The sequence below is a fragment of the Tatumella sp. JGM118 genome, assembly GCF_018257515.1.
In the GTDB taxonomy this organism is placed as follows: Bacteria; Pseudomonadota; Gammaproteobacteria; order Enterobacterales; family Enterobacteriaceae; genus Tatumella; species Tatumella terrea.
Genome location: NZ_JAERJR010000002.1, coordinates 138,830 through 154,853, shown reverse-complemented (window position 1 = coordinate 154,853; position 16,024 = coordinate 138,830). Strand labels below are relative to the sequence as shown.

Here is a 16,024-nt window from a genome sequence, read left to right as displayed (position 1 = left end):
ACCATGGCGGATACTATTCTCTCTCAGGCCGAAATCGACCAGTTGCTCAACGGTGACAGCGCCGGCAACGGCCCTGCAGATACCGCGTCAGCCGGTGAAGACAGCGTCAAAACCTATGATCCCTCCACCCAGCGACGGGTGGTGCGGGAACGGTTGCAGGCGCTGGAAATTATCAATGAGCGGTTTGCCCGCCAGTTCAGAATGGGGCTGTTTAATTTATTACGGCGGAGTCCGGATATCAGTGTCGGGATGATTAATATCCAGCCGTATCAGGCGTTCGCCCGCAATATGCCGGTTCCGACCAACCTGAATCTGATCCATCTGAAACCCCTGCGGGGGACAGCACTGCTGGTCTTTTCGCCAAGCCTGGTGTTTATCGCCGTCGATAATCTGTTCGGCGGGGATGGTCGTTTTCCGACCAAAGTGGAAGGCCGCGAATTCACATATACCGAACAGCGGGTGATCAACCGGATGCTGAAACTGGCGCTGGAAAGCTACAGTGAAGCCTGGCAAGGGATCTACCCGCTGACCATCGACTATGTACGTTCAGAAATGCAGGTCAGATTCACCAATATCACTACCTCTCCCAATGATATTGTGGTCAATACGCCGTTTCAGGTCGAAATCGGCAATCTGGTCGGCGAATTCAACATCTGTATCCCCTTTTCTATGATAGAGCCTATACGCGAATTGCTGGTCAATCCGCCGCTGGAAAATTCGCGTATGGAAGATCATCAGTGGCGGGAGACACTGGTCAGCGAGATGAAGCATTCCGAACTGGAACTGACCGCACATTTTGCCGACCTTTCCCTGCCTCTGTCGCAGATCCTGGCCCTGTCCTGCGGGGATATTCTGCCCATAGATAAACCGCCCTATGTCACGATGCACGTTGATAATGTCCCGGTATTCACTGCCGATCACGGGATCGTTAATCACCAGTATGCGCTTCGTGTCAGGACACTGATGAATCCGATATTACAATCTTTGCACGAGGAAAAAACCGATGAGTGATAGCCAGCGCCCTTCAGAAACCCGTACTTCTGAAGACGATCTGTGGGCTGAAGCCATGGAGGAACAGACGGCGGCTGACAGCGCTGAAGGGTCTGCCTCTTCTGAGATGCCGGAAGGCGCACAGGACATCAGCCTGATCATGGATATTCCGGTACGGATGACCGTTGAGCTGGGCCGGACGCGGATGACAATCAAAGAGCTGCTGCGTCTGACGCAAGGGTCGATTGTGCCGCTGGAAGGGCTGGCCGGGGAACCGCTGGATATTCTGATCAATAATTATCTGATTGCTCAGGGTGAAGTGGTGGTGGTGAATGATAAATACGGCGTCAGGATCACCGACATTATTACTCCCTCTGAACGTGTCCGCCGTCTGAGCCGCTGACCATGGCACTGACCTTACCCGCAGAAAAAACCGCATCTGCCGGTTCTGCACTTTCTGCCGTGCCGCTGCTGCAAACCACCACCGCACTCCTGCTGATCATCGTCTTACTGGTACTGGTCGGGTGGCTTATCAGAAAGCAACGGCCGGGCAGGACTTATGGCCCGTTGAATATTACTGCCAGCCTCAGTGTCGGACCACGTGAAAAAATCGTGCTACTGGCGCTGCCGGATTGCCAGTTACTGCTGGGGATCACCGCACAACAGATCACCCACCTTCATACGTTACCGGCCGCGGAAGGGACACCGGGAAAGGAAGATGGCTCTGCGGCCGGCATGCCATTTGCCGACAGGCTACGGGCGTTACTGGAAAAAAGAGCGCTGCACAAATGAAACAGACCCGCTGGTTACTCTCTTTCACCCTTCCGGCCCCCGCGCTGGCAAACGCTGCCACGCACGCTGCTACCCTGCCCATTCAGTCACTGACCATTAATAGCCCGGACTGGCCTCTGCCGGTGCAGACTCTGGTCTTTATCGGTGCCCTGACCCTGCTGCCTGCGGCATTACTGATGATGACCAGTTTTACACGCATCATTATTGTCCTCGGACTGTTACGTAATGCCCTGGGAACGCCTTCGGCACCGCCAAATCAGGTGATGCTCGGGCTGGCCCTGTTTCTGACCTTTTTCGTTATGTCTCCGACACTGGATCAGGTGTATCGGCAGGCCTGGTTACCGTTCAGTGAAAACCGGATCACCGCCGGTGAGGCACTGGAAACCGGCAGCAAACCGCTGGCGGCATTTATGCTCAGACAGACCCGGGAGTCGGATCTGGCGCTGTTTATGCAACTGGCTAAACACCCGGAGTTTAAACGCCCTGAGGATATCCCCCTGAGGATCCTGATCCCGGCCTATGTCACCAGTGAACTGCAAACCGCCTTCCGCATCGGTTTTACGGTGTTTATTCCCTTCCTGATCGTCGACCTGGTGGTGGCCAGTGTCCTGATGGCGTTAGGAATGATGATGGTGCCGCCGGCCAGTATCTCTCTGCCATTTAAACTGATGCTGTTTGTGCTGGCTGATGGCTGGCAGCTGTTAATCGGGTCACTGGCGCAAAGTTTTGTCCATTGATCCTGCCCCTGCCGGACGGTATCCGATGCCGGCGACTGCATAAGGAACTGTCAATGTCTCCGGAAGCTGTGATGTCACTGGGCCAGGGTGCGATGAAAGTCGCACTCTCACTGGCAACCCCGCCGCTGCTGGCCGCCCTTATCAGCGGATTAGTGATAAGCCTGTTACAGGCGGCAACCCAGATCAACGAACAAACGCTCTCTTTTATTCCTAAAATCATCGCAGTCACACTGACTCTGCTGGTCGCGGGGCCGTGGATGCTGAATCTGCTGCTGGGCTATATTCAGGTGATGTTCAGCTCGATTGCGTTTGTCGGGAGCGGCGCAGGATGACCGGCATTGCCGGGTACCCGGCGGTGGCGCTGGTCAGTGATTATTTCTGGCCCTTTTGCCGGATTCTGGCGCTGTTCAGCACGGCGCCGATACTCAGCGACAAAAGTGTGAATAACCGGGTGAGGATCGGGCTGGCGCTGTGCATCAGCATGCTGATCACGCCGCTGCTCGAAAGCAGCGGGATCCCGCTGTTCTCGCTGCCGGGTTTGCTGACATTATGTTGCCAGTTAATGCTGGGCATGGCGCTGGGCTGGGGGATGACGCTGGTCTTTGCGGCCATCCGTCTGGCGGGCGAAGTGATCGGATTGCAAATGGGGTTATCTTTTGCGTCTTTCTATGACCAGGCCAGTCACGGCTCCGTTTCTGTGCTGGCGAGAATACTGAATACACTGGCACTCTTGCTTTTTCTCAGTATTGACGGGCATCTGGTATTACTGCGCCTGTTGACCGAGACCTTTATCGCGTTACCTGTCGGCAACGACAATCATCAGGTCTCTTTTTTTACCGGGCTTTGTGATATGGCCGGGCTTATATTCAGCAGTGCCCTCAGGCTCGCATTACCGGTTATTCTTTTATTACTGACCATGAATATGACTCTGGGATTACTGAACCGTATGTCACCACAGTTGTCTGTATTTGTGATAGGTTTTCCTCTGACCCTGACATTCGGGATCCTCAGCTGTCGCTGGTTATTTCCGTGGTTTATTTCTTACAGCCACCAGCTGATGAACCAGACATTCAGTGTGCTGACAAAGTTATTACTTTAATGACTGGTGCTCGACGTCAGGGACTGATATCCTCAGCTAAAATAAGGCGTTATCAGGATAACAATGCCGATGGTGTCGCAGATTAACACCCTGATAATCAGTTAGCTGCCTTGCGGATAACGTTATTATGACCGTAATTTTTCGGCGGGCCTGGCAATAAATTTTGCGTTTTATATTTTAACACCGGATATTCTGTAACGACCTTCAGCGGAGAAGACAGATATGATAATTATCCGTCGTCTCTTAGCGTGTCATGAAACGATAATTGATCCAGGCAGGAAGAATCAGTATGTCAAGTGTTATCATTGACCCTTGTTGTTTTACCCGACAGGGCTTGAGGGAATATCTGCTTTCCCATCGTATCGATAGCCAATGCTATAACGGAATAGACACACCGAAACACTTCAGTGACATTCTTGGGCAACAGACGCCCTCCTTCGTCTTTATTTCCGGTCACTGTGTGGATAATTTTTGTCCTGAAAACCGCGAGATGGAAGACGTCATCGCCCGTCATCCGGAGACTCTGTTCTTTATCTTTCTGACGCTGCCTAACGGACACTTCAATGGTTACCTGTATCTGCGGGAAAACATTATCGTCACCTCCAAAGCGCTGGAACGCGAAAACCTGGACCGTCTGCTTTCCCCGCATCTGAACAGTGTAAAGAATAACCAGCGCCGGTTGCGAAAGCAGGCCATTAAGCCGGTTGCCCTCAGCCGGGCCGAAACCGATATGTTACGGATGTGGATGTCAGGCTGCGATACCCTGCAGATTTCAGACAGGATGCAGATAAAAGTGAAGACAATCTCTTCACATAAAGGGAATATTAAGAAGAAAATAAATACGCGTAATAAGCTGGTGATCCATCAGTTGATGAAAATCAGCGAAACGCTGACCGGCGGGCTGAACACCAGCTGCTGAACGCTGGCCGGTGTCCCTGCAGGACACCGGTTATCCCCCTGCCGGGGCCTGCGCCGGCTGAACGAAGATCCCCTCAGCGCTCGTGTTTTCATTGAAGAACCAGATACCTCGCGGATAGTCCTCCAGTGCCACCAGATACATTATCCCTTCACTGAACGTTTCGACCGCGAGAACTTTCCCTGTCCGTGGTGATCCGCCGGCCGTTTTAACACTGACCCATTCATCCACCTGCATGACGGTTTCTCCTTACCGAAAAGCGCCCCTGCACTCTGCCGGACGCCGGAAACAACACAGGACAACCGGCTGGTTGTCCTGTGTGAGTATAGCACGCTGACTCAGTGCGTCCCGGTATCAGATCTTACAGCTTTCACAGTCGCCTTCATCTTCAGTACTGACAGGAACGGCACTGGCTTTTTCCTGAGCTTTGGCTTCAGCGTCGGCCAGCTGTGCATCAATGTCAAATTCAAAAATATCGTCACTCATCGTCATTCTCCTGTACTGATTGCTGAGCGCTGTTATACCTGCTTACCGGTCAATTTTCCAAACAGTTTTACCAGTAACAGCACAATCGACCCAATGATGGCACCGACAATCAGCGGGGCCAGAATATCGCTCAGTAAGGTCAGCAGCATGCCATGGGTATGTCGGGTTACCCCGCTTAACACATGATGCAACCAGGGAACGCCATGGATAACAATTCCCCCGCCGACCAGAAACATCGCCAGCGTCCCGACAACCGACAGCACCTTCATTAACAGAGGCGCCAGAAACAACAATGCCGCACCGATCTTGCGGGCGACCACAGAGCGTTTCTCTTCCAGCCAGTATCCCAGGTCATCAATTTTGACAATCAGCGCCACAATACCGTAGACGCCCACCGTCACCAGTATCGCTATCCCGGCCAGGATCAGAATCTGATTCAGCAGCGGTGCTTCAGCGACAATCCCCAGCGTCAGCGCCACAATTTCAGCAGACAGAATAAAGTCGGTTCGTACCGCCCCTTTGATTTTGTCTTTCTCATAACTGACCGCATCCTGCTGGCTCAGTGTCTCTAAGCGTTTGCGACGTTGTTCAGGGCTTTTACGTTGCTTATCCGCGGTTAACCAGTGCAGAACTTTCTCCACCCCTTCATAACTCAGATAAGCCCCGCCCAGCATCAGCAGCGGTGTGATAAGCCAGGGAGCAAAGGCAGATATCACCAGCGCCAGCGGAACCAGAATCACTTTATTCAGGAAGGAGCCTTTCGCCACCCCCCACACCACCGGCAGCTCGCGATTAGCTTTAACACCGGTCACCTGCTGGGCATTGAGCGACAGATCGTCCCCCAGCACCCCGGCCGTTTTTTTTGCCGCGACCTTTCCCATCACGGAAATATCGTCCAGTAAGGTAGAAATATCATCAAGTAATGCAAGTAAGCTGGTTCCGGCCAAAGGATGTTCCTTTATTATCTGTTATCCGCTCGCGCAGAGGATCTGTGTATGTCGGGACCGGTCATCATGGCAGTGTCGTAGCTCACAGCTCAGGAGGTTCGTGCCGGCAGCAGGGACAGATCTCGACTTCGGTGACCGTCATATCGGCAATACCTGGCGTCTGCCACTCAACCCTGACCGGCTGACCGGCAGGTAACTCATGATGGATATATTTGCTGACAGCGCTTTCCGTCAGACCGCTGATCTCCTCACTGGCAATCAACTGATCCCCCACATAGATACTGGCTGTGGCTCGGGTGCTCACCATCCGCTCATTCTGTAAGGCGTAAAGCCGCCTGACTGTCAGTTTGATACTGGCCATCATTAAGATCCTGAGAGTGAGTGTAGATTATCGTTCGTCACTTTACTCAATTGTTAAGGGGTCACGCAAATTCCGGCAAAGGATTTATCGCCCGGAGCCGCGTCGTGATCTCTCTGCTGCGCTATCCCTTGCGGATAGGGGCGGGGTGTTACCCCATGCAATAAATAACAGGCCGGGCATCGTTGCTATTGCGCTGTCGTGTTGAGAGGCTGTGTTTGATGTTCGGTCGGGCCGTCACAGTATCGTGCCCGGGGGATGACCTGCCCGGCCTAGAATCAATAAATAACAGGCCGGGCATCGTTGCTATTGCGCTGTCGTGTTGAGAGGCTGTGTTTGATATTCGGTCGGGCCGTCACAGTATCGTGCCCGGGGGATGACCTGCCCGGCTAAAATCAATAAATAACAGGCCGGGTATCGTTGGTGTTGAACTGTCGTATTGAGAGGCTGTGTTTGATATTCGGTCGGGCCGTCACAGTATCGTGCCCGGGAATCACTTGTTATCAGGCGCCGGATAGTCGTTTTTGCCGCCGAAGTCCGGGCGGCCCGGGATAAATGGCGTCCGTTAAGATGTGATATCGCTGAAAAGCTGACGGAGGCCCGACGTGGGACGTCAGCCCCGGGCCATGGGCCGGGGCTGACGGGATTTCAGGAGGGTTTTAACCGTTCCATAAATTCCCGGCGGATCTCTCCGGCAGGTTGCTGTTCAGGAAAGAGTTCATCGCTCAGACGGGCCATATACTCCACCAGAAAGGCAGCATGATACTCCGCCAGTGCTCTGCCGGCGTCCGTATGCATGGTCGCCGGTAACCCCAGTAATTTAGTCTGAAAATGATCCAGTGCCCAGCGGGTATCATCCAGCGGACGCTCGCGGGCGAACGGATCCTGACTGTCGAACAACGGACGACCGAGCGCCCCGGACGTATAAAAGACACGCGCCAGCCCGATGGCTCCCAGTGATTCCAGTCTGTCCGCGTCCTGAACAATTTTCGCTTCGGCCGTCCGGGCCGGGATTCCGGCACTGAAACTGTGGGCTTCCACCGCATGGCTGACAGCCGCATACAGTGCCTGCGGGAAGTCAGGAAAATCAGCCGCCAGTATTCTCAGGGTCTCGCGCGCCGCATAGCCCGAGGCCAGGTGCCGTTCAGGGTGGTTTTTTGGTAAATTGACGACATCATGAAAATAACAGGCCGTCAGCACCACCAGCGGGTCTGCATCACTGTCCTGCATAATTTTACGTGCGCTGGCCCATACCCGTTGTAAATGTGCCAGATCGTGTGCTTTATCTTCATGATCCCAGTTAAGCCGAAACCATTGGTCAAACGCTGATTGCCAGTCACTTAATTTTTTCATCCTGCTGCTCCTCTGTCTGACCATCACACTCCTGTCCTGCATTAAGCATATGACAGCTTTGCTGTCTGAGCCTGCTATCCTGTCACTTTTAATGTAACAAACTCAATATCCTGCCGGTTATTTGTCCTGTATTTCCGGCCGGTTAGCGTATCTCAGCCAGCGAAAAACACTGACGCCTGCGGGATCACACAATTTTGCGGGGCGTTATAACTTTATTTTATATTTTCTGCCTGAATCTTCAGTAAAACTGTTTTCACAGACCGCTTGTCGCGCTAGTCTCTAACCCCTGCATGCTTTCCGGCCTCAGTGACATCCGAATGCCACGGCCAATAACATGCCTCTGTGATAATAAAAACTAATTTCTGGCAGGACAATTATGGACTCAACACTTACATCAGAGCGCCCGGGGGATACTCTCCATGCGCTGTCCCGGGCGAAGCGGGCAGCCTGGGGAAGTTTCGCCGGTGCCGTTGTCGACTGGTATGACTTTCTGTTATACGGCATCACCGCGGCTCTGGTGTTTAACCATGCATTTTTTCCACAGATAAGCCCTGCGATGGGAACGCTGGCGGCGTTTGCCACCTTTGGCGTAGGTTTTCTGTTCCGCCCGCTGGGGGGCATTATTTTCGGTCATTTCGGTGACCGGCTGGGCCGAAAACGTATGCTGATGCTGACCGTCTGGATCATGGGGTGTGCGACCGCAGCCATTGGCCTGCTGCCGTCGTTTGATCAGATAGGCTGGCTGGCTCCGGTGCTGCTGGTCACACTACGCGCCATTCAGGGCTTTGCCGTTGGTGGCGAATGGGGAGGCGCGGCCCTGTTATCTGTCGAAAGTGCCCCCGAGAAGAAGAAAGCCTTCTACAGTAGCGGTGTTCAGGTGGGCTACGGCGTCGGACTGCTGCTATCGACCGGGCTGGTTTCGCTGATCAGCCACTTTACCAGCGATCAGCAGTTTCTGAGCTGGGGATGGCGTCTGCCGTTTATTTTCAGTGTATTACTGGTGGCCGTCGCGCTCTGGATCCGCTGTGGTATGCAGGAGTCTGAAGAGTTTGAACAGGCGACACTACAGCAGACCTCGGCCCCGGAAGCCTCTGCCGGTCTGCCGGTGATCCAGGCGATGCTTCGTCACCCGGGCGCCTTCCTGCAGATTATCGCGCTGCGGTTATGTGAATTACTGACGATGTACATCGTGACGACCTTTGCCCTGAACTACTCCACCCAGAGTCTGGGGTTATCGCGCGAGCTGTTTCTGAATATCGGTCTGCTGGTGGGGGCGGTCAGTTGCATCACCATTCCCTGCTTTGCCTGGCTTGCGGACAGATATGGCAGAAGACGCATTTATATCGCCGGTGCGCTCATCGGTACCCTGAGCGCGATTCCGTTCTTTATGGCCTTAGAAACCCGTTCGGTGGCCGGTATTATTTTCTTCTCCCTGATGCTGGCGAATATTGCTCACGATATGGTGGTCTGTGTTCAGCAGCCAATGTTTACCGAAATGTTCGGTGCCCGCTACCGTTACAGCGGCGCCGGCGTCGGATATCAGGTTGCCAGCGTGGTCGGCGGAGGCTTCACACCGTTTATCGCCGCCGCGCTGGTCACCTGGTCAGAAGGTGCCTGGCACAGTGTGGCACTCTATCTGACGGCCGGTTGTCTGATCTCCCTGCTGGTCGCAATTTTTATGAAACCCCGCCGCGCCTGACCCCGAGTCCCGGCCCTGCTCCCTCTGGCCTGTGCGCCTGAGGGAGTCATCTCTCTCCCGCTTCTGTTTTTACTGTCCTTCACCGCATAGAAATCGCCATTCCACAGGACGGGTTCCGTTATATTCCGCCGTCATGGCACACTGATGCAGTGTGTACAGGATGTGTCTTAAACATCTTCTGCCGGGTTGACGGAGAGGGACACTGCTCAGCCCCTGAAAGGGGCCGGCTTACGCCGCCCCGCCGCCATTATCCCGTAAAAAAACCTCTGCAGACTTCACTGGTACCCGGTGTTTCTGCGCCGCCAGACGTATGCGGACCTTATCGCTACGAACCACAGGTCGCGGAGAAAATCCCACTGTCCGAAAGGCGTTACACTGCTGCTCAGCGCGACGCTGTGTGCGCTGAGCCCGCCGGGGCCCGTGAAGCACCGTTTCTGCTCCGCGACCCGGAGGTGAAAGATTTATTCGCCCACATCGTCAAACCCTTGACACTCTCTCCGGATGGTATAGCATTAGCCTGCACAGCAATTGTTATATTATAACATTACATTTATATCTGCGAATTCAGGATGGGGATCACGATGCATATCAGCAGGAAATCAGCAAAACACGCAATGAGTGAACAAAACACAGCGCCGCGCGGGAGCCGTCTGCGGCTCAACGCGATGGGAGTACTGGCTGCCATGACGGCTCTGCTGAGTGTCAGCCCGCAGACCCTGGCCGCAGAGCCCCCTCACCCTCATATCCATGCTATCGGTGTTGAAAATCAGTACGCAGATATCATCAGCCAGATCGGCGGCAAATACGTGGAAGTCACCTCGCTAATCTCAGATCCGAATACCGATCCGCACTCGTTTGAAGCCAGCCCCGGCATTGCCCGTCAGATAGCGCATGCCACCCTGATTGTCGAAAACGGCGCCGGTTATGATGACTGGGCAGACAAACTGATTGCGGCTTCACCGAATGCCGGGCGTCAGGTAATCAATGTCCACTCACTGCTGAAATTACCCGCGGATACCGCCAACCCGCATTTGTGGTATGACCCTCAGACCATGCCTGTGGTTGCCGATGCCATTGCTGAACAACTGGCGAGTAAAATGCCGGAACATGCGGCAGAGTTCCGGCAAAATGCCGGTAAATTCCGTCAGTCCATGGAACCGGTCAATGCAGCAATCACTGCTTTTAAGCGCGATTTTCCTGCTACCCCGGTCGCCGTGACTGAGCCGGTGGCCGACTATCTGCTGAAAGCGATGGGGACTCAGAACCTCACCCCTGCAGCACTGGAATACGGCATTATGAATGATATCGACCCCGCGCCACAGCTAGTCAGTGAACAGAATGAATTGCTGGCACAACGTAAGGTACGGGTCTTTGTCTATAACCAGCAGGTCACCGACCCGATCACCAGCCATTTCCTGGCGCTGGCGCGCAAAAACCAGATTCCGGTGGTGGGTGTGTATGAGACGATGCCGGAACCCGGTTATCACTATCAGTCATGGATGCTGGCTGAAGTCAGTGCCTTGCGGAAGGCGCTGAGTGATCGGGTGTCTACCGAATCACTGATCGCGGGTAAACAGTGACATGATCCCCGTCTCACCGGTATTACGTGTCCGTCAGCTGGGGGTTAACTACCCTGGCCGACGGGTACTTCAGGATGTCAGTTTTGACATCGGCCACGGGGAATTCTGTGGCCTTATCGGGTCGAACGGTTGCGGAAAAACCACCCTGTTTCGCGCGCTACTGGGTTTACAGGATTTTTCAGCCGGGGAGATCACACTCAATGGTGGTAATGTCAGGCAGGGGATCTCTGCGGTCGGTTATGTTCCCCAGAAGAATAGTCTGGATCCGGATATTCCTCTCACTGCCCGTGATGTCGTTGCGCTTGGTCTGGATGGTCACCGGCCCGGGATAAGTTTGCGTCCCCGCCGCGACCGGCAGCGTATCGATGAAATACTGGACGCGGTGGATGCGCTGCCTTTTGCAGGACAGCGGATTGGCCGCCTCTCCGGCGGGCAGCAACAGCGGGTGTTAATTGCCCATGCACTGATCCGTCGTCCGCGCCTGCTGTTACTGGATGAGCCTCTGGCGAACCTGGACATGGCCGCAGCGGCTGAGATAGTCAGTCTGCTCAGACGACTGGTCCGTGAGCAGCAAGTGTCTGTGCTGCTCTCCGCCCATGATATCAACCCGCTATTACCGGCCATGGATCGGGTGGTGTATCTGGCTAACGGCCGGGCGGCCAGTGGCCCGACCGGCGAGGTTATCCGTACCGGCGTGCTGAGTCAGCTCTACGGCTATCATATCGATGTTATCCGGGTACACGGCCGTATTCTGGTGGTGGCCGGTGATCCCGCGATAGCTGAAGCGGACGCATGTCAGCCGCCACATATTATTCCTGTTCCCTGAAGGATGACGCGGATGTTCTCCTTATTTATCAGCCACGGATTTTTCAGCAGTACTCCCGTACAGACCGCACTGACCGTTGGCGGTGGTGCCGCCATCGTCTGCGGGGTCACCGGGGTCTTTGCATTAATGCGCGGTCATGCCTTTGCCGGGCATGCATTGTCTGACATCAGCAGTGCCGGCGGCGCGGCCTCTTTTTTACTGGGCATGAATGCGCTGGCCGGTTTTATTCTGATGGCTCTGGCAGGGGCTGCAGGTATCGAGCTCAGTGCGACGCGCCGCCAGCGGGAACGGAGCCTGTCCACCGGCATTGTCCTCGGTGCCGGACTGGGCTGTTCTGCACTGTTTCTCTGGCTGGCGGTCAAAAAACAGAATGCTTCCGGCGCAACGCTGTCGGTGATGTTCGGCTCCATCTGGACATTACCGGCATCGATTATCCCCTGGATACTGCTGACGGCAGGATGTGCGCTGCTGCTGTTATCGCTCATCTGGCGCCCGGTATTGCTGAGTGCCATTGACCCCGATCTGGCGAGGATACGCGGCATCAATGTCAGACTGATCGGTGTATTGCAATTGTCTGCGCTGGCGCTGGCCGTCGCCTTATCGTCCATGACCGTCGGAGCGATCTTATCCACGGCGTTACTGACCGGGCCGGCCGCGATTGCGCTTAAATTTGCCCGCTCGCCGCTGTCTGCCGTCGTGCTCTCCGCTATTACCGGGTTGTCAGCCGTCTGGCTGGGCGTATGGCTGGCGTATGAAAGCTTCTACTGGCCTCACAGTCAGGGCTGGCCGGTCAGCTTCTTTATCGTCAGTATTATTTTTATCGCATGGGCGATGAGCGGCGTCCTCGCACGGATCATTGTGCCGCAAGCCGGTTCGCGCCGGCAGAGATTCAGGAACAGAAAATATGTTTAGCGGTTTTATGTTTACCAGCTGGATCGCGGCGACGCTGGTCGCCATCGTCTGCGGCATGGTCGGATTTTTTGTGATCCTGCGCGGTGCATCTTTTACCGCCCATGCCCTGCCGATGGGAGCCTTCCCCGGTGCCGCTGCGGCGGTATTGCTGGGGATTAACCCCTTCTATGGCGTTCTGCTGTTTGCCTCGATTGGCGCACTGGGGATCAATAGCTTCGGCCGCCAGCACCGTCATGAAGTCGCGACCGCGCTTTGCCTGGTGACGTTACTGGGGGCAGGTACTCTCCTGCTTAGCCTGAGCGGGCGTTATTCCCGCTCGGTCTATTCACTGCTATTTGGCGATTTACTGGGTATCAGCCGGGCACAGCTGGTCCCGCTCGGGGTTGCGGCCACCATTACCCTGTTACTGATTATTCTGTTGTTCCGGCGTTTGCTGCTCAGTTCCTTCTCCGCTGAGCTGGCGGTGGTACGCGGTGTTTCGGTGCGGGGGACCGAATTCGGCTTTCTTGCCTTGCTGGCCCTGACCACCAGCATCGCCGTTCCGGTTGTCGGATCGCTTCTGGTATTCAGCCTGATGATTGCACCTCCGGCGATTGCCCGTTCACTGAGCCGGCGGCCGCTCCCTGCCTTACTGCTCTCCGTCGCGGTGGCTCTGATCATCGTCTGGAGTGCGATAGCACTCTCATGGCTGACTGACTGGCCGCCAGGTTTCTTTGTCGGTACGCTGGGCGCATTACTGTACCTCGCTGAACGGATATATTCGGGGCGACGTCAGACAACACACCCCCTGCCGCCACCAGTGGTGTCACCCGCCGGCCGCTGACCCGCCGATGGGCCAGGTCTCTGGCCTGTCTCTCACGTTTCATCACGGAGGGAAAGGCCCCGCCACAGGACGACCTGACTTATTCAATACGAATAACCCCCGGATGCTTTTCCGTGGCTGACTCATGGAATATATCGTCCAGCCAGCGGGGGATTTCATCTTCCGTCAGGGTGTCCGGAATAACACACTCCCGCAGCCTTGAATATTTACGCTCTGTCATATCGATACGAAACACCAGCCAGCGGTCCTGTTCACGGCGTACCCCGATATATCGTCCGAACACACTATAAATCAGCATTTTTTCTACGTACTCCGTCATATTCAATAGCCGCCGGTACCGCTGTCTGAGGGCAATGAATATTCCGCAGGGCAGTGGAAAGATATAAGATTTTTTATTACGTCAGCACAGATCTTAGGTAACATTGTCAGCTTATCGACGAAGAGGCTATACCAATGAAAGTGAAAAAAATATTACTGTGGGTCGGGCTGATGGTGATTGGCGGCGTGGCGGGATTCTCTGTGAATAATGCCACCGTTGCCCGGTTTAATATTATTAACTCTACCTGCTCGGTACTGAATGTTGCCGTGGATAACCACCTGCTGGCCCCTGATCAGGTCCGTACGCTGGGGCAGTTAACCGCCCAAAAACTGCAGAACTCACTGGTCATCAGCGCGTTCCGGCTGGATCAGCAACAGATCAATGCCGCTTCTGCCGGCTCGAATTGCTCACAGTTTATGGCAGGTATCAGCGAAAAATCCGGCTGACCTTCGTCATGGCAGGCTTGACCGGGCGCAACCGTCGTGTCCCCCGCTGAGTTCCGCCCTCAGTCGCCGTGCGACCCTGTCAGACGGTGAGAACTTCATCAACGTCATCCCTTTGCCGCACCGAGGCAAAGGCAGCGAGCCGGAGATATCGGTAGCCGGGTGTACCTTGTCCCCTCAGCTACCCATACCATCCGGCATCTCAACACCGTTACCTGTCCCTCACCGCTCTGGTTAACCTGACCGGTGCATGATCCCGGGTTTACTTTCGGCGTCAGCACTGATATTAAAAGCTATCAGCAACCCGCCTGGTATCGACTGTTCAGCCTGTATACAGCAGGGATCTCTGCCACGTGACGGTGATACCGCGCCAGAAAGGAGCCGGCAGATGTTAATACCCCCCCGGGCCGAAAACGGGACCGGTGAATATTCGTTCTCTGACAGCACGACCACCCTGGGTCCGGTCAGCTACACACACTGTCTGGCACTCAGACAACGCGTGCTCTGGCCGGACAAACCTTTGTCCTTTTCCCGCGTGCCGGGGGATGACTCTGCCCGCCATTTCGGGATCACCCATGCAGGGACCCTCATCTGCTGCCTGTCTGTTTTTTATCAGCAGGAACATTGCTGGCAGATACGTAAATTTGCCACTCTGCCGGAATGGCAACACCAGGGTGCCGGCAGTGCGTTACTGAACCAGGTGATCGCACTGCTCACAGAGGAAGGCGCACGGCGCTTTGAACTGGATGCCAGACTGAGTGCTGCAGATTTCTACCGGAAGCGGGGCTTTTCACCTTGCTCAGCACCGTTCGAAAAAAAAGGGCTGCAATATATCCGTATGGCACAACAGGCAGACGGCAACCCTGCCACCGAAGATTTATCCCGGTAACGGGTCTCCGCCTGCCGGGGAAGTCATTCATCATTGCCTGACAATACAGGCGTGACAGTGCGTCCTGTGTGGCCGGGCACGCAATACGGGTACAACAGGCGGTGAAAAAAGGTTCCGCCGGAAATATAGCGGATCATCGCGGCCCGGCAATCAGTGAAAAAAAACGGATCTGACATTTCAGGAGACAATAATTATGTTCAGTCATGTGGTCGTGGGTTCTGATGACCTTCAGCTATCTAAAAAATTTTATGATGCTATTTTTCGTTTTACCGGCATTGATGATGCCGGTATTGACGCCCTTAATCGTCCCTTTTACCGTAAGGGAGACCAGCGGTTCATTATTACCCTGCCGATAAACGGTCAACCCGCAACCTATGCCAATGGCGGGACTATCGGGTTCCTGCTAAACAGTGCAGAAGATGTTCAGGCCTGGCACCAGGCAGGCGTTGGATCCGGCGGAAAATCGGCCGAAAGCGCCCCCCACCTGCGTAAAGATGGTAAATTTATCGCTTATCTGCGGGACCCGTACGGTAATAAACTTTGTGCCTATGCTCAGCAAACCCTCTGAGCCAGGGATGTGCAGGTTCGCCTGAGGCCGCGCAGCAGACACTGCGCCGTCTATGAAAGTCCCCGGCGGTAATAAAGTGCGCTCGGATCAGGCTCGCCTGACCCGGGCGACCGCCCTCCCTGACCTGGTGACAAATATCCACGGTAAGCCGTGCCGGGATACCTCCCTCACTGGCCACCGGCAAGCCTGCGCCGTTCTGCACAGTAAAAACACAAACAGTCTGTTTTACGGCCTTTCTGGTGAAATCTTCGGCATACGGACGCAAAGATGACGAAAGTGCTTTGACA

21 protein-coding genes are annotated in these 16,024 nt (G+C 54.8%); 15 read left to right on the top strand and 6 right to left on the bottom strand.

Features of this window, described 5'->3' with window-relative positions:
• Nucleotides 1-3: 3 nt before the first annotated feature.
• The 7 genes from fliM (at nt 4) to rcsA (ending at nt 4,537) form a co-directional block, all read left to right on the top strand.
• Complete coding sequence (gene fliM, locus JK223_RS03190) at nt 4-1,011, top strand: flagellar motor switch protein FliM (protein ID WP_212712768.1); 1,008 nt, start codon at nt 4-6, stop codon at nt 1,009-1,011.
• The gene (gene fliN, locus JK223_RS03185; RefSeq protein WP_212712767.1) at nt 1,004-1,393 is read left to right on the top strand and encodes a flagellar motor switch protein FliN; all 390 of its coding nucleotides are present in this window, start codon (nt 1,004-1,006) and stop codon (nt 1,391-1,393) included. The genes fliM and fliN overlap by 8 nt, the downstream gene beginning before the upstream one ends.
• A 2-nt stretch (nt 1,394-1,395) precedes the next feature.
• Entirely contained in the window at nt 1,396-1,782 is a 387-nt protein-coding gene (locus JK223_RS03180; RefSeq protein WP_212712766.1) for a flagellar biosynthetic protein FliO, read from the top strand.
• Nucleotides 1,779-2,519, top strand: coding sequence for a flagellar type III secretion system pore protein FliP (gene fliP, locus JK223_RS03175; RefSeq protein ID WP_212712765.1), 741 nt, complete (start codon nt 1,779-1,781; stop codon nt 2,517-2,519). The genes JK223_RS03180 and fliP overlap by 4 nt, the downstream gene beginning before the upstream one ends.
• A gap of 53 nt (nt 2,520-2,572) precedes the next feature.
• Nucleotides 2,573-2,851 carry a flagellar biosynthesis protein FliQ gene (fliQ, locus tag JK223_RS03170; RefSeq protein WP_212712764.1) on the top strand — a complete coding sequence of 93 codons (279 nt, stop codon included), beginning with the start codon at nt 2,573-2,575 and terminating at the stop codon, nt 2,849-2,851.
• The gene (gene fliR, locus JK223_RS03165) at nt 2,848-3,618 is read left to right on the top strand and encodes a flagellar biosynthetic protein FliR (RefSeq protein WP_212712763.1); all 771 of its coding nucleotides are present in this window, start codon (nt 2,848-2,850) and stop codon (nt 3,616-3,618) included. The genes fliQ and fliR overlap by 4 nt, the downstream gene beginning before the upstream one ends.
• A gap of 289 nt (nt 3,619-3,907) precedes the next feature.
• The gene (gene rcsA, locus JK223_RS03160) at nt 3,908-4,537 is read left to right on the top strand and encodes a transcriptional regulator RcsA (protein ID WP_212712762.1); all 630 of its coding nucleotides are present in this window, start codon (nt 3,908-3,910) and stop codon (nt 4,535-4,537) included.
• 30 nt (nt 4,538-4,567) lie between these two features.
• Here the strand turns inward: rcsA and dsrB are convergent, their stop codons facing one another.
• The 5 genes from dsrB to JK223_RS03140 form a co-directional block, all read right to left on the bottom strand.
• Nucleotides 4,568-4,771: a protein DsrB gene (gene dsrB / locus JK223_RS03155; RefSeq protein ID WP_212712761.1), complete on the bottom strand. Its 204-nt coding sequence runs from the start codon at nt 4,769-4,771 to the stop codon at nt 4,568-4,570.
• 117 nt (nt 4,772-4,888) lie between these two features.
• Entirely contained in the window at nt 4,889-5,020 is a 132-nt protein-coding gene (locus JK223_RS17025; protein ID WP_256437052.1) for a hypothetical protein, read from the bottom strand.
• 32 nt (nt 5,021-5,052) lie between these two features.
• Nucleotides 5,053-5,967 carry a DUF808 family protein gene (locus JK223_RS03150; RefSeq protein ID WP_212712760.1) on the bottom strand — a complete coding sequence of 305 codons (915 nt, stop codon included), beginning with the start codon at nt 5,965-5,967 and terminating at the stop codon, nt 5,053-5,055.
• An 82-nt stretch (nt 5,968-6,049) separates the two neighbouring features.
• Nucleotides 6,050-6,328 (bottom strand): hypothetical protein, encoded by a 279-nt coding sequence (locus JK223_RS03145; protein ID WP_212712962.1) that lies wholly within the window; start codon nt 6,326-6,328, stop codon nt 6,050-6,052.
• A gap of 645 nt (nt 6,329-6,973) precedes the next feature.
• Complete coding sequence (locus JK223_RS03140) at nt 6,974-7,678, bottom strand: phosphohydrolase (protein ID WP_249213448.1); 705 nt, start codon at nt 7,676-7,678, stop codon at nt 6,974-6,976.
• Between the two features lie 376 nt (nt 7,679-8,054).
• Between JK223_RS03140 and shiA the strand changes: the two genes are divergently transcribed.
• The 5 genes from shiA (at nt 8,055) to JK223_RS03115 (ending at nt 13,518) form a co-directional block, all read left to right on the top strand.
• On the top strand, nt 8,055-9,377 hold the full coding sequence (gene shiA, locus JK223_RS03135; RefSeq protein ID WP_212712759.1) for a shikimate transporter: 1,323 nt from the start codon (nt 8,055-8,057) through the stop codon (nt 9,375-9,377).
• Between the two features lie 614 nt (nt 9,378-9,991).
• Nucleotides 9,992-10,957 (top strand): metal ABC transporter solute-binding protein, Zn/Mn family, encoded by a 966-nt coding sequence (locus JK223_RS03130; protein WP_249213447.1) that lies wholly within the window; start codon nt 9,992-9,994, stop codon nt 10,955-10,957.
• A 1-nt stretch (nt 10,958) separates the two neighbouring features.
• Nucleotides 10,959-11,783, top strand: a complete 825-nt coding sequence (locus JK223_RS03125) for a metal ABC transporter ATP-binding protein (RefSeq protein ID WP_212712758.1) — start codon at nt 10,959-10,961, stop codon at nt 11,781-11,783.
• A gap of 12 nt (nt 11,784-11,795) precedes the next feature.
• Nucleotides 11,796-12,695: a metal ABC transporter permease gene (locus tag JK223_RS03120; RefSeq protein WP_212712757.1), complete on the top strand. Its 900-nt coding sequence runs from the start codon at nt 11,796-11,798 to the stop codon at nt 12,693-12,695.
• Nucleotides 12,688-13,518 carry a metal ABC transporter permease gene (locus tag JK223_RS03115; protein WP_212712756.1) on the top strand — a complete coding sequence of 277 codons (831 nt, stop codon included), beginning with the start codon at nt 12,688-12,690 and terminating at the stop codon, nt 13,516-13,518. The genes JK223_RS03120 and JK223_RS03115 overlap by 8 nt, the downstream gene beginning before the upstream one ends.
• A 79-nt stretch (nt 13,519-13,597) precedes the next feature.
• Here JK223_RS03115 and JK223_RS03110 read toward each other — a convergent pair whose 3' ends face one another.
• Complete coding sequence (locus JK223_RS03110) at nt 13,598-13,816, bottom strand: hypothetical protein (protein WP_212712755.1); 219 nt, start codon at nt 13,814-13,816, stop codon at nt 13,598-13,600.
• Nucleotides 13,817-13,971: 155 nt separating this feature from the next.
• Between JK223_RS03110 and JK223_RS03105 the strand changes: the two genes are divergently transcribed.
• From JK223_RS03105 to JK223_RS03095, 3 genes are all read left to right on the top strand, one after another.
• Nucleotides 13,972-14,283 carry a hypothetical protein gene (locus tag JK223_RS03105; protein ID WP_212712754.1) on the top strand — a complete coding sequence of 104 codons (312 nt, stop codon included), beginning with the start codon at nt 13,972-13,974 and terminating at the stop codon, nt 14,281-14,283.
• A gap of 385 nt (nt 14,284-14,668) precedes the next feature.
• Nucleotides 14,669-15,169: a GNAT family N-acetyltransferase gene (locus JK223_RS03100; protein ID WP_212712753.1), complete on the top strand. Its 501-nt coding sequence runs from the start codon at nt 14,669-14,671 to the stop codon at nt 15,167-15,169.
• 193 nt (nt 15,170-15,362) lie between these two features.
• Nucleotides 15,363-15,737 (top strand): VOC family protein, encoded by a 375-nt coding sequence (locus tag JK223_RS03095; RefSeq protein ID WP_212712752.1) that lies wholly within the window; start codon nt 15,363-15,365, stop codon nt 15,735-15,737.
• The last annotated feature ends 287 nt before the right edge of the window (nt 15,738-16,024 follow it).

Coding starts and splice junctions, on each gene's coding strand:
- JK223_RS03105 (WP_212712754.1), top strand. CDS start 13,972: ATGAAAGTGAAAAAAATATTACTGTGGGTCGGGCTGATGGTGATTGGC.
- fliN (WP_212712767.1), top strand. CDS start 1,004: ATGAGTGATAGCCAGCGCCCTTCAGAAACCCGTACTTCTGAAGACGAT.
- fliR (WP_212712763.1), top strand. CDS start 2,848: ATGACCGGCATTGCCGGGTACCCGGCGGTGGCGCTGGTCAGTGATTAT.
- JK223_RS03120 (WP_212712757.1), top strand. CDS start 11,796: ATGTTCTCCTTATTTATCAGCCACGGATTTTTCAGCAGTACTCCCGTA.
- JK223_RS03100 (WP_212712753.1), top strand. CDS start 14,669: ATGTTAATACCCCCCCGGGCCGAAAACGGGACCGGTGAATATTCGTTC.
- JK223_RS03180 (WP_212712766.1), top strand. CDS start 1,396: ATGGCACTGACCTTACCCGCAGAAAAAACCGCATCTGCCGGTTCTGCA.
- JK223_RS17025 (WP_256437052.1), bottom strand. CDS start 5,020: ATGAGTGACGATATTTTTGAATTTGACATTGATGCACAGCTGGCCGAC.
- fliM (WP_212712768.1), top strand. CDS start 4: ATGGCGGATACTATTCTCTCTCAGGCCGAAATCGACCAGTTGCTCAAC.
- JK223_RS03115 (WP_212712756.1), top strand. CDS start 12,688: ATGTTTAGCGGTTTTATGTTTACCAGCTGGATCGCGGCGACGCTGGTC.
- JK223_RS03125 (WP_212712758.1), top strand. CDS start 10,959: ATGATCCCCGTCTCACCGGTATTACGTGTCCGTCAGCTGGGGGTTAAC.
- fliQ (WP_212712764.1), top strand. CDS start 2,573: ATGTCTCCGGAAGCTGTGATGTCACTGGGCCAGGGTGCGATGAAAGTC.
- JK223_RS03095 (WP_212712752.1), top strand. CDS start 15,363: ATGTTCAGTCATGTGGTCGTGGGTTCTGATGACCTTCAGCTATCTAAA.
- shiA (WP_212712759.1), top strand. CDS start 8,055: ATGGACTCAACACTTACATCAGAGCGCCCGGGGGATACTCTCCATGCG.
- dsrB (WP_212712761.1), bottom strand. CDS start 4,771: ATGCAGGTGGATGAATGGGTCAGTGTTAAAACGGCCGGCGGATCACCA.
- JK223_RS03140 (WP_249213448.1), bottom strand. CDS start 7,678: ATGAAAAAATTAAGTGACTGGCAATCAGCGTTTGACCAATGGTTTCGG.
- fliP (WP_212712765.1), top strand. CDS start 1,779: ATGAAACAGACCCGCTGGTTACTCTCTTTCACCCTTCCGGCCCCCGCG.
- JK223_RS03130 (WP_249213447.1), top strand. CDS start 9,992: ATGAGTGAACAAAACACAGCGCCGCGCGGGAGCCGTCTGCGGCTCAAC.
- JK223_RS03110 (WP_212712755.1), bottom strand. CDS start 13,816: ATGCTGATTTATAGTGTGTTCGGACGATATATCGGGGTACGCCGTGAA.
- rcsA (WP_212712762.1), top strand. CDS start 3,908: ATGTCAAGTGTTATCATTGACCCTTGTTGTTTTACCCGACAGGGCTTG.
- JK223_RS03145 (WP_212712962.1), bottom strand. CDS start 6,328: ATGGCCAGTATCAAACTGACAGTCAGGCGGCTTTACGCCTTACAGAAT.